The sequence below is a fragment of the Micromonospora sp. NPDC050980 genome (assembly GCF_040653835.1).
Classification (GTDB): domain Bacteria; phylum Actinomycetota; class Actinomycetes; order Mycobacteriales; family Micromonosporaceae; genus Micromonospora.
The window spans coordinates 162,183-173,968 of the sequence record NZ_JBFAGS010000010.1 but is presented as its reverse complement, the minus strand read 5'-3'; the positions used below and the strand labels follow the sequence as shown (position 1 = coordinate 173,968).

Annotated in this window: 9 protein-coding genes; 2 read left to right on the top strand and 7 right to left on the bottom strand. The window is 75.5% G+C overall.

Annotated features, from left to right (window positions below):
• Positions 1-70: 70 nt before the first annotated feature.
• From cobA to cobC, 3 genes are read right to left on the bottom strand one after another with little or no spacing between them, the layout of a single operon-like run.
• Positions 71-1,318 carry a uroporphyrinogen-III C-methyltransferase gene (gene cobA, locus AB0H28_RS17685; RefSeq protein ID WP_358040717.1) on the bottom strand — a complete coding sequence of 416 codons (1,248 nt, stop codon included), beginning with the start codon at positions 1,316-1,318 and terminating at the stop codon, positions 71-73.
• Positions 1,315-2,475 carry a nicotinate-nucleotide--dimethylbenzimidazole phosphoribosyltransferase gene (locus AB0H28_RS17680; protein ID WP_358040879.1) on the bottom strand — a complete coding sequence of 387 codons (1,161 nt, stop codon included), beginning with the start codon at positions 2,473-2,475 and terminating at the stop codon, positions 1,315-1,317. The genes cobA and AB0H28_RS17680 overlap by 4 nt, the downstream gene beginning before the upstream one ends.
• On the bottom strand, positions 2,475-3,548 hold the full coding sequence (gene cobC / locus AB0H28_RS17675; RefSeq protein WP_358040715.1) for an Rv2231c family pyridoxal phosphate-dependent protein CobC: 1,074 nt from the start codon (positions 3,546-3,548) through the stop codon (positions 2,475-2,477). The genes AB0H28_RS17680 and cobC overlap by 1 nt, the downstream gene beginning before the upstream one ends.
• 121 nt (positions 3,549-3,669) lie before the next feature.
• Here cobC and AB0H28_RS17670 point away from each other — a divergent pair, with 121 nt between their 5' ends.
• Positions 3,670-5,802: a transglycosylase domain-containing protein gene (locus AB0H28_RS17670; RefSeq protein ID WP_358040712.1), complete on the top strand. Its 2,133-nt coding sequence runs from the start codon at positions 3,670-3,672 to the stop codon at positions 5,800-5,802.
• A 133-nt stretch (positions 5,803-5,935) separates the two neighbouring features.
• Here AB0H28_RS17670 and AB0H28_RS17665 read toward each other — a convergent pair whose 3' ends face one another.
• Entirely contained in the window at positions 5,936-7,306 is a 1,371-nt protein-coding gene (locus AB0H28_RS17665; RefSeq protein ID WP_358040709.1) for a cobyrinate a,c-diamide synthase, read from the bottom strand.
• A gap of 134 nt (positions 7,307-7,440) precedes the next feature.
• Here AB0H28_RS17665 and AB0H28_RS17660 point away from each other — a divergent pair, with 134 nt between their 5' ends.
• The gene (locus AB0H28_RS17660; RefSeq protein WP_358040706.1) at positions 7,441-8,271 is read left to right on the top strand and encodes an SURF1 family protein; all 831 of its coding nucleotides are present in this window, start codon (positions 7,441-7,443) and stop codon (positions 8,269-8,271) included.
• 15 nt (positions 8,272-8,286) lie between these two features.
• Here the strand turns inward: AB0H28_RS17660 and AB0H28_RS17655 are convergent, their stop codons facing one another.
• The 3 genes from AB0H28_RS17655 to AB0H28_RS17645 form a co-directional block, all read right to left on the bottom strand.
• Positions 8,287-9,870: an ATP-dependent DNA ligase gene (locus AB0H28_RS17655; protein WP_358040703.1), complete on the bottom strand. Its 1,584-nt coding sequence runs from the start codon at positions 9,868-9,870 to the stop codon at positions 8,287-8,289.
• Positions 9,871-10,027: 157 nt separating this feature from the next.
• Positions 10,028-10,234 carry a hypothetical protein gene (locus AB0H28_RS17650; protein WP_091571646.1) on the bottom strand — a complete coding sequence of 69 codons (207 nt, stop codon included), beginning with the start codon at positions 10,232-10,234 and terminating at the stop codon, positions 10,028-10,030.
• A 169-nt stretch (positions 10,235-10,403) separates the two neighbouring features.
• Entirely contained in the window at positions 10,404-11,765 is a 1,362-nt protein-coding gene (locus AB0H28_RS17645; RefSeq protein WP_358040700.1) for a dipeptidase, read from the bottom strand.
• Between the last annotated feature and the right edge of the window lie 21 nt (positions 11,766-11,786).

Below are 11,786 nucleotides of genomic sequence, written 5' to 3'. Positions count from 1 at the left end.
TCCCGGGCCGCGTCGTGTCCGACCCGCAGTCAGCCGGTCGATCCTCCCGCCGCCCGCGGCATCGACCGCGTCAGTCGGGGGACGGGAAGCGCAGGGCGTCGACGACGTCGCCGACGACCACGATTGCGGGCGGGCGGAGCGCGGCGGCCTCGACGTCCGCGGCGACCGCGGCGAGCGTGGAGCGCAGCGTGCGCTGGGCCGTGGTGGTGCCCTCCTGGATGACCGCGGCCGGGGTGGTCGGCGGTCTGCCGTGGGCGATCAGGGCGGCGGCGATCGCGGCCAGGTTCTTCAGGCCCATCAGGATCACCAGCGTGCCGCGCAGCCCGGCCAGCGACTCCCAGCGCACCAGCGAAGCCGGGGCGTCCGGCGCGACGTGCCCGGAGACCACGGTGAACTCGTGCGCCACCGCCCGGTGCGTCACCGGCACTCCGGCCACCCCGGGCACCGCGACCGCGCTTGTCACTCCCGGCACCACGGTCACCGGCACGCCCGCCTCCGCGCACGCCAGCAACTCCTCCCCGCCCCGGCCGAAGACGTACGGGTCACCGCCCTTGAGCCGGACCACCACCTTGCCGGCCCGGGCGCGCTCCACCAGGATCCGGTTGATCTCCTCCTGGCCGCGCGACGGCCCGTACGGGATCTTCGACGCGTCGACCAGCTCCACGTCCGGCCGCAACTCGTCCAGCAGCAGCCCGGGGACGAGCCGGTCGGCGACCACCACCTCGGCCTCGGTGAGCAGCCGCCACCCCTTCACCGTGATCAGCTCCGGATCCCCCGGCCCCGCCCCGACCAGTGCCACGCGCCCGCCGGAGGCGTCAAGCGGGGCGCGTTGCTCTACCTGAGGCGTTAACAGGGGGCCCTTCCTTGCGCTCAGGAGGGTGCGGACGGCGTCGCGGACGGCCCGCGCGCGGCGCGGGTCGCCGCCGCCGAGGACCGCCACCGTCACCGGGCCGTGGCGGGTCACCGCGGGCGTCCAGGCGGTCGCGGCGGCCCGGTCGTCGGCCCGCACGCAGAAGATCCGCCGCTCGGCCGCGGCGGCGCTGACCGCGGCGGCGGCCACCCGGTCGTCCACCGCCAGATGGACCAGCCAGGCGCCGTCCAGGTCACCGGCGGCGAACCGGCGCGGCTCCCACCGCAGCCGCCCGGCGTCGGCGCGCGCGCGCAGCGCCGGGGTCAGCTCGGGCGACACCAGCAGGACGTCCGCGCCGGCGTCGAGCAGCGCCGGCACCCGCCGGGTGGCGACCGCTCCCCCACCGACCACGACCACCCGCCGGCCGGCCAACCGCAACCCCAGGGGGTACGGGCTGGGGTCGCTCACTTCTCGGCCACCCCGGCCGCGTCGAACGTGGCCACCTCGTGCAGCACCCGGACCGCGCCGGTGACCACCGGCAGCGCGAGCAACGCCCCGGTGCCCTCGCCGAGCCGCAGCCCGAGGTCGACCAGCGGGTCGAGCCCGAGGTGCCGCAGCGCCGCCGTGGCGCCCGGCTCGGCGCTGCGGTGCCCGGCGACCATGGCGCCCACGGCGTCCGGTGCGAACGCGGCGGCGGCCAGCGCGGCGCTGACCGCGATCACGCCGTCGAGCAGCACCGGCACCCGGCGCGCGGCGGCGCCGAGGATCAGCCCGGCCAGCGCGGCGTGTTCCAGCCCGCCGACCGCGGCGAGCACGCCCAGCGGGTCCGCCGGGTCGGGCGCGTGCCGGGCCAGCGCAGCCCGGACCACGTCGACCTTGTGGGCGTACGTGGTGTCGTCCACGCCGGTGCCCCGGCCGGTCGCCGCCGCCGCGTCCACGCCGGTGAACGCGGCGACAAGCGTGGCCGCCGGGGTGGTGTTGCCGATGCCCATGTCGCCGGTGAGCAGCATGCCGGCGCCGGTGTCGATCAGCTCGTCGGCGACCCGGATGCCGATCTCCACCGCCGCCCGCGCCTCGTCCCGGGTGAGCGCGGCGGTGACCGTCATGTCCCGGGTGCCGGCGCGCACGTTCGCCGCCACCAGGCGCGGCCCGGCCGGGTCGGCGGGCGTCGCGACGACGGCGGCGGAGAGCGCGGCCGGGCCGACCGGACCGGCGGAGGGCGCGGCCGGGTCGCCGTCGGGTGCCGCCGGGCCGGTCGGGGTGGCCGCGACCGGGGTGGCCACGCCGACGTCCACCACGGTGACCGAGGCGCCGGCCTGCCGGGCGAACGCGTTGACCACCGCGCCGCCGGCCAGGAAGTTGCCGATCATCTGGGCGGTGACCTCCTGCGGCCACGGGCTGACGCCCTGCGCGTGGACGCCGTGGTCGCCCGCGAAGATCGCCACCGCGGCCGGCTCGGGCAGCGGCGGCGGGCAGGCCCCGGCCAGTCCGGCCAGGCGCACCGAGAGCGGCTCCAGCGCGCCGAGCGAGCCGGCGGGCTTGGTGAGCCGGCCGTGGAGTTCGCGGGCCGCCGCCATGGCGGCCTCGTCCAGCGGCCGGATCGCCGCGACGGTGGACTCCAGCATCATGCCTCCAGAATTCGCGCCAGCGTTTCGACGAACGCGTCGGTGGTGGCCCGGTCGCGCACCGCGATCCGCAGCCAGTCCGGGCCGAGCCCGGGGAACGTGTCGCCCCGGCGTACCGCCCAGCCGTGCTCGCGCAGCCGCTGACGCACCTCGGCGGCGCCGGGTCGGTGGATCAGGACGAAGGCGCTGGCCGGCTGCCCCGCGACGCGTACGCCGGGCAGGCCGGACAGGCGGGTCACCAGGTGGTCGCGGTCGGTGGCGAGTTCGGCGGCGATCGCGCGCTCGGCCGCGACGGCGACCGGCGTGGCGCAGGCGGTGGCGGCGGCCAGCGCCGGGGTGGAGACCGCCCACAGCGGCTGGGCGGCGGCGAGGTGGGCCAGCAGCCCGGCGTCGCCGAGCAGGTAGCCGATCCGCAGCCCGGCCAGCCCCCAGGTCTTGGTGAGGCTGCGGATCACCAGGAGGCCGGGCAGGTCGCGGCGGGCGGCGAGCGACTCGGGTTCGCCGTCGGCCCCGGGGGTGACCGTGGTGTCGGCGAACGCCTCGTCGACCACCAGCACCCGGCCGGGGCGGGCCAGCGCGGCGATCGTTTCCGCGGGGTGCAGCACCGAGGTCGGGTTTGTGGGATTGCCGACCACGACCAGGTCGGCGTCGGCGGGGACCCGGGCCGGGTCGAGCCGGAACCCGTCGGCCGGGTCGAGCAGCACCCGGTCCACCCGGTGGCCGGCCGCGCGCAGGGCCGCCTCCGGCTCGGTGAACTGCGGGTGCACCACCACCGGGTGACGGGCGTCGCGCAGCGCGCGGGCGATCAGCACGAAGCCCTCGGCGGCGCCGGCGGTGAGGAGCACCTCGTCCGGTCCTCGGCCGTGCCGGTGACCGACGGCGGCGCGGGCGGGCGCCGGGTCCGGGTAGGCGGCCAGGTCGCCGAGCGCGGCGGTGATCGGGTCGGCCAGCCAGTCGGGCATCGCGGCGCGGCGCACGTTGACCGCCAGGTCGACCAGGCCGGGCGTGGCCTCGGCGTCGCCGTGGTGTCCCAGGTCGGGTTCGGCGGGCGCGGCGGTCGGTGCGGCGGGCATGACCGCGATCCTGCCGGGAAGCCGCCGTCGGGGACAGCGCATCCCGGCGTGGGGCGCGTCACGGCCCGCCCGTTTACGAATTCTTCTCATTTCCGAATCGGAAATGTCATAGCTTGGCCCCGTGAGCAACCGATCCCTCGCCTCCGCCGGTCGTGCCGTGCCCCTGCTCCGCGCCGGGCTGATCGCCGGCATCGTCGTCGCCGCCGTGCTCTATCCGGTGGCCGCCGTCACCGGCATCGGCGCCAAGGCCACCGCGCACGCGGTGCAGCAGAAGACGAACATCCTCAAGACCGCGCTGCCGGCCGAGACCTCGTACGTCTACGCGCCCGACGGCAAGACCGTGCTGACCATGTTCTACGAGGAGTACCGGCAGTACACCAAGATCGAGAACATGTCGCCGAACATCCAGCAGGCGATCGTCGCCGCCGAGGACAACCGCTTCTACCAGCACCACGGCGTCGACCCGAAGGGCGTGGCGCGGGCGTTCGTCTCCAACGCCCGCTCCGGCGGCGTCTCCCAGGGCGCCTCCACGCTCACCATGCAGTACGTGCGGATGGCGCTGCGGGACAGCGCGAGCACGCCCAGGGAGGTCCAGGAGGCCACCCAGCAGACCAGCCTGCGCAAGGTCAAGGAGATGCGCATGGCGCTCGACATCGAGAAGCACCTGACCAAGGATCAGATCCTCGAGCGCTATCTCAACTCGGCCTACTTCGGCCACCGGGCGTACGGGATCTACGCCGCCTCGCAGATCTTCTTCTCCAAGACCCCGGCCACGCTCGACCCGGTCGAGGCGGCCACGCTCGCCGGGCTGGTCAAGTCCCCCTCCGAGTACGACCCGATCACCTCCGACCAGAAGGACGCCACCGGCCGGCGCAACTACGTGCTGGACAACATGGCCCGCCTCGGCTACCTGTCGCCGGACGCCGCCGCGGCGGCCAAGGGACAGCCGATCAAGCTGAAGCTGACCGACCCGCCGAACGACTGCGCCGCGATCGACGGCGCACATCGTAGCTGGGGCTTCTACTGCGACTACCTGAAGAACTGGTGGAGCGCGCAGCCCGCGTTCGGCGAGAACCGGCTGGAACGGATGGACAAGCTGCGCCGCGGCGGCTACCGGATCGTGCTCGCGCTCGACCCGAAGACGCAGGCCGCGGCCGAGAGGAACGTCGGCGCCAAGGACAACACCGGCAGCCCGTTCGCCAACGGCATCGTCGTCGCCGAACCCGGCACCGGACGGATCAAGGCGATGGCGGTGAACCGCAACTACTCGCTCGACCTGGCCGAGAACCCGAACAGCTCGAACCCGGAGGCCGGCCCGAAGGTCAAGGCGAACTACCCGAACACGGTGGCGCCGCTGCTCGGCGGCGGGACACTCCCCGGCTACCAGGCCGGATCGACGTTCAAGATGTTCCCGATGCTCGCCGCGCTCAACGCCGGGATGCCGCTGTCCACCGCGTTCGACTCGCCGTACCGGTACCAGTCGGCGATCTACGACGGTTGGGCGCCGTCGAACGCCAGCGCCGCGATGACCGGCCGGCAGACCATGTGGTCCGGCTTCGGCAAGTCGGTGAACACCTACTTCGTCCAACTGGAGGAGAAGATCGGCGCGGACGCCGGGGTGCGCCTGGCCGAGCAGCTGGGGCTGCGCTGGCGCACCGACGTCGACAAGGAGCAGGCGTCACCCGGCAAGGCGAAGAAGTGGGGCGCGTTCACGCTCGGCGTCTCCGACGCCACCCCGCTGGAGATGGCGAACGCCTACGCGGCCGTCGCCGCCGACGGGCGGTACTGCGAGGCGATCCCGGTCAACGCGATCATGAACCGGGACGGCACGCCGGCCACCTGGTCCACCCCGGGCGGGGTGCAGCGCGAGGTGGCCAAGCCGAGGTGCCGGCAGGTGGTCAATGCGGACGCGGCCCGGGCCGCCACCGACGCGGCCCGCTGCCCGACCGGCGACACCCCGGCCAAGGGAAGCTGCGGTGGCTGGTCGACGGCCGACAGCGTCCGCAAGACGGTGGGCCGCCCGGTGGCCGGCAAGACGGGCACCACGGACAGCACCCGGTCGGCCTGGTTCGTCGGCTACACGCCGGAGCTGGCCGCGGCGAGCTTCATCGCCGATCCGGACAACCCCTTCAACGCGGTGGGTGACGGGCAGTCGCAGGTCCCGGTCAACGCGGTGGCGCAGACGCTGCGCGACGCGCTGAAGGGCCAACCGACCCGCCAGTTCACCCCACCGTCCGACCAGATCGTCGGCTGACCGTCCCCCACGCTGCGTCCCGGGGGTGCGCCCGGGCCGGTTGATCAAGGAGTTCGTGTCCGGGATCGGGTGATCCCCGACGCGAACTCCTTGACCGACGCCGACGGCAGGGTGAGCGTTCGGCGGGCGCCGGTCAGGCGGACGCGGCAGTGGGCACCCGGGCGGCGGCCACCAGGCGCTCGGCGACCCCGGGCAGCGCGGCCCAGTGCGGCACGAGCTGCGAGGCGTGCACGCCGTGGTGGACGAACCCTTCCGGGGTGCCCCCGCCCCACCGCCAGGCCGGTCGGTCGCCGGCGCGCGGGGTGAGCACCGCCGCGTGCTGCTTGTGCCCGGTCACCGTGACGCCGGCCGGCGCCACCGGGCTGTCGGTGACCGCGGTGGCCTCCCGGTAGCCGACGACCAGGCCGTCGCGCACCGTCCCGACCGCGTCGAGCACCCCGCACATCGGCAGGCCGTCCAGCTCACGGGCCAGCCAGAGCAGGCCGGCGCCCTCGGCGACCACCGGGCGGCCGGAGCGGGCCAGCTCGGCCACCGCGATGCAGAGCCGGCGGTTGGCGGAGAGCTGCTCCGCGTACGTCTCGGGAAGGCCGCCGCCGACGACGAGCGCGCGGGCCCCGGCGGGCAGCGCCTCGTCGCGCAGCGGATCGAACGTGACCACCTCGGCGCCGGCGGCGCGCAGCAGCTCGGCGGTCTCCGGGTGGCTGTAGCTGCCGGCCGGACCACCGGCCAACGCGAGCACCGGCCGGCGGTCGGAGGCGGGCGAGGCGTCCGCCGGCTCCGCCGACCACGGCTCGACGGTCAGCGCGGGCGCGGACCGGGCCAGCGTCAGCAGCCGGTCCAGGTCGACGGTGGCGGTCACCGCCTCACCGAGCCGGCGCACCCCGCGCTCGGCCTCGGCGTCACCGCGCACCACCGGCGCGGCGCCGTGCCGGCGGGCGGGCAGCACCGGCGGCAGCTCGTGCCGGCGCAACGCGCCGTAGACCGGCACCCCCACGTCGTCAAGCGCCTCGCGCAGCAGCGTCTCGTGCCGGGGCGAGGCCACCCGGTTGAGGATCACGCCGGCCAGCCAGAGCTGCTCGTCGTAGGCCCGGAAGCCGTGCACCAGCGCGGCCACCGACTGGCCCATCGCGGCCACGTCCACCACCAGCACCACCGGGCTGCGCAACGCGGTGGCGACCGCGGCCGTCGACTCGCTCTCCGGCCGGCCGGCCACCGAGTCGTAGAGCCCCATGCTGCCCTGGACCAGCGCGAACCCGGCTCCGGCGGCCCCGTGCGCGAAGAGCGGGGCGATCCGCTCCGGGCCGACCAGCCGCGGGTCGAGCGTGCGCCCCGGCCGGCCGGCGGCCAGCCCCAGGTATGCCGCGTCCACCTGGTCCGGGCCGACCTTGAACCCGGCCACCGGCAGCTCCCGGTCGGCCAGGGCCGCGAGCAGGCCGAGGGAGAGGGCGCCGGTGCCGTGCCCCGAGGAGGGCGCGCTCAGCACGACGCGCGGCACGTCGGTCATCATCGACTCCTGGATCCGGGGGATTTCCGCCCGCGTGACCATACCCGTCCGGGCCGGAGCGCGAGGTCCGCCCGGACGCCGGGATCCGGCGGGCGCCACGAGTGGCCCCGCTCATACGGGTAGCCTTTGCCAACGTGTACCGGTTCCTGCTGACCCCGCGCTGGCTCGGCTACCTCGCGCTGACCCTGGTGGCCGCCGCGGTGATGGTGTTCCTGGGCAACTGGCAGCTCGACCGCTACCACGGCCGCACCGCGATCAACGAACGGATCGACGCCGGCGCCACGATGACCCCCGCGCCGCTGCGTGACGCCCTGCCCGAGCCGAGCGGCGCCGCGGGCAGCGTCGGCCCGGCCCCGGCCGAGCAGGTCACCTGGAGCCGGGTCACCGCCACCGGCCGCTACGACAGCGCGAACGACGTCCTGATCCGCGGGCGGACCGTCGACAGCACTGTCGGCTTCGAGGTGCTCACCCCGCTGGTGCTGGCCGACGGCAGCGCGGTGCTCGTCGACCGCGGTTGGCTCCCGCCCGTCCCGGGTGGTGGCGCGATGGCGCAGCCGCCGGTGCCGGCCGCGCCGACCGGCGAGGTGACCGTCACCGGCCGGGTGGTCGGCAGCGAGAGCGGCGGCGGCGCGGTCGCCCGCCGCGCCGGCAAGCTGGAGGCACGGCGGATCGACATCGCCCGCCTGGCGAAGCAGCTCCCCTACCCGGTGACCGGCGGTTACGTGCTGCTGGACGGGCAGACACCGGCCGCCGACCCGGTGTTCCGGGCGGTGCCGATCGGGCACACCAACAACTGGCAGAACTTCGGCTACGTGTGGCAGTGGTGGATCTTCGCGGTGATGAGCCTGGTCGGCTACGGCTGGGTGGCCCGCCGGGAGGCCCGCCGCCGGGCCGGTCTGGACGGCCCGCGCGTGCCGGTGGACCGGGCCGCCGAGCCGGCTGCCGCCGGCCCCGCCGCCTCCTGAGCCCGGGCCGCCGGGTCAGCCGGTGACCCGGCCGGCGTGGATCGCCCGCACCGCGTCGATGGTGTCCGCCTCGGCGGCGGTCTTGTCGTCGCGGTAACGCACCACCCGGGCGAAACGCAGCGCCACCCCGCCCGGGTAGCGGCTGCTCGTCTGCACCCCGTCGAAGGCGATCTCGACCACCTGTTCCGGGCGGACCCGCACCACCCAGTCGCCCTTCTCCACGGCCAGCGACAGGAAGCGCTCGGTCTGCCAGCGCAGCAACTCGTCGGTGAGCCCCTTGAACGTCTTGCCGAGCATGACGAACTCGCCGCTGCCCGGGTCGCGCGCGCCGAGGTGCAGGTTGGACAGCCACCCCTGACGCCGACCGCTGCCCCACTCCACCGCGAGCACCACCAGGTCGAGCGTGTGCCGGGGCTTGACCTTGACCCAGGCCGCGCCGCGCCGCCCGGCGTCGTAGGGCGCGGCCGGATCCTTGACCACCACCCCCTCCTGGCCGGCGTCGACCGCCGCGGCGAACGCCGCGCCGGCCTGCGTCGCGTCGTCCACCTCCACCCGGCCGACCAGCAGCGCCGGGTCGACCGCCCGGGCCAGCGCCGCCCACCGTTCCCGGCCCGGCTGGTCGATCAGGTCGGCGCCGTCGAGGTGCAGCAGGTCGAAGAAGTACGGGGTGAGCACCGGCGCGCCGGCCCGCTCGGCGGCGGCCAGCACGGCGGGCGCGACCGGGGCGCGCCCGGTGGTGCTGGGCGTGGTGCGCCGCGCCGCGTGACTCGACGTCTGCTGGAACGGCAGCGGGCGGCCCGTCGCGTCCAGCCCGATCGCCTCGCCGTCGAGCACCAACTCGCGAGCGGGCAGCGCGCGGACGGCGGCCACCACCTCGGGCAGCCGGCCGGTGATCTCGTCGAGGCTGCGGGTGAACACCGCGATGTCCGCCCCGGAACGGTGCACCTGGATGCGGATGCCGTCGAGCTTGACGTCGACCACTGCCGGCACGCCGGTGGCGGTGAGCGCCTCGTCGACGGTGGGCGCGCTCTGCGCCAGCATCGGCGCGAGCGGACGGCCCACCTGGAGCCCGAACCCGGCCAGCGCGGCGGCGCCGCCGGTGAGCGCCGCGACCGCGACCACCCGCAGGTCACCGGCGAGCAACAGGGCCCGCCGGACGGTGGTGACCGGCACCTCGGCGGCCCGGGCCACCGCCTCGGCGAGCAGGCCGGCCTGCGCGCCCTGCCGCAGCTCGCCCCGGAACAGGCCGGCCAGCAGGCGCTGCTCGTCGGCGGTCGCCGCGGCGAACAGCCGGCCGACCAGCTCGCGCCGCCGGGTCTGGGAACCGGCGCCACCGACCCGGGAGATCTCCTCGATCGCCGCGTCGACGGCGGCCACGGTCAAGGTCGGCTCGGCCGCCGGCGGAGGCAGGTCGCGCAGACCCGCCCAGCCGACGCCGGTCTGCCGCTGACGCAGCTCACCGGCGAGGTAGCCGGAGCCGGCCGGGATCTCGCCCGGGTCGAGCGCCCGCAGCGCGGCGGCCAGCAGCTCCACCTTGGCCCGCCGGCCGCCGGTGGCGCCCACCGCGGCCGAGGTGGCCGCCAGCTCCGCGAAACGCACGCCCACATCCTGCCAGCCCCCTGTGACGCCGGGGCGGTTCCGGCGGGTCGGCGCACCGTTTCGGGTGCGCCGGCCCGCCGGACGCCCGGACGCGAGAGGCCCGTCGTGCCGGTCGCCGGGCTTGCGCGCGCCGGGCCGCCTATCCGATGCCCGCAGATCAGGCCGAGACCGGCTCCTCGACCCGCAGACCGCGCCCGCGCACCCCGTCGGCGACCCGGGTGAGCAGCGCGTCGAGCGTGACCAGCGTGGCCGAGAGCTCACCGAGCTGTTCCTTGAGCGTGGCCTCGGGCCACGCGGAGACGTCGACGTCCCCCAGAGCACGGACGGCGGCCTGAAGCCGCGCCATCTCGTCGTTCGTACGCATGTTCGAAAGGCTATAACACCCCGCCGGCCGACACACCGGAAACTCCGACATCCAGCCCGAAGTTACGGTTTCGACACCGAGCGCCCTGTCGCGACCCGACAGGGCGCTCGGTCTCAGCGGCAGGATTATGACTGCCGGGTATGTCCCGGCCCGCCCAGCGCCCGCCCGCTCAGGGGCGGCCCGCCTCGGCCACCCGGGCCAGCAGCAGCGCCTCGGCCAGGCAGACCCGGGCGAACTCGCCCAGGTGCAGGCTCTCGTTCGGCCCGTGCGCCCGAGCGTGCGGGTCCTCCACGCCGGTCACCAGGATCGCCGCCTGCGGGAACATCTCCTGGAACGTGGCGATGAACGGGATCGAGCCGCCCACCCCGATGTCGACCGGTTCGGTGCCGTCCCAGGCACCCCGGAACGCCGCCCGCGCCGCGTCGAACATCGGCCCGCTGGCGTCGATCACGCAGGGCGCGCCGTCGTGCTCGAACGTCACCGTCACCCGCGCCCCCCACGGCGCGTGCCGCTGAAGGTGCGCGGTCAGCGCGGCGTACGCCTTCTTCGGATCGTCACCCGGCGCCAGCCGTACGCTCAGCTTCGCCTTCGCGGCCGGGACCAGCGCGTTTGGCGCCTCCCCGGTGGCCGGCGCGTCGATGCCGAGGATCGCCAGCGCCGGCTTGGTCCAGAGCCGGTCGGTGATCCGGCCGGTGCCGAACAGCCGCGCGCCGTCGACCAGGCCGGCCTCCGCGCGGAACCGGTCCTCCGGATAGTCGACGCTCGCGCCCTCGCGCCCGGCCAGCCCGTCCACCACGACGTCACCGGCGTCGTCGTGCAGCGTGCCGAGCAGCTTCACCAACGCGGTCAGCGCGTCCGGCACCGCGCCGCCGAACATGCCGCTGTGCACCGCGTGATCGAGCGTGCGCACCTCCACGAAGCAGTTCACGATGCCGCGCAGCGAGGTGGTCAGCGCCGGCACACCGACGTCCCAGTTGGTGGAGTCGGCGATCACGATGACGTCCGACGCCAGGTCGTCGCGGTATTCGGCGAGCAGCCGCTCCAGCGAGTCCGAGCCGTACTCCTCCTCGCCCTCGATGAACAGCACCACCCCGACCGGGAGCCGGTCGCCGAACGCGCGCAGCGCGGCGACGTGCGCCATGATGCCGGCCTTGTCGTCGGCCGCGCCCCGGCCGTACAGGCGGCCGTCGCGCTCCACCGGCTCGAACGGGTCGGACTCCCACAGCGACCGGTCGCCGACCGGCTGCACGTCGTGGTGGGCGTAGAGCAGCACGGTGGGCGCGCCGGCCGGGGCCGCCCTCGTCCCGATCACCGCCGGCTGGCCGCCGGAACGGACGATCCGGGTATCCAGGCCGCAACCGCGCAGCAGCTCCGCCACCGCCTCGGCGGAACGCTCCACATGCGAGTGGTCGAAGCCCTCGAAGGCGATGCCCGGGATGCGGACGAGTCGTTCGAGGTCGGCACGGACACCGGGCAGTTCCCGCTCGACGGCGGCCCGCACCTCGGACTCGGAGATGATCGGAGTGGTCATGACCGGAATCGTATGCCGGCC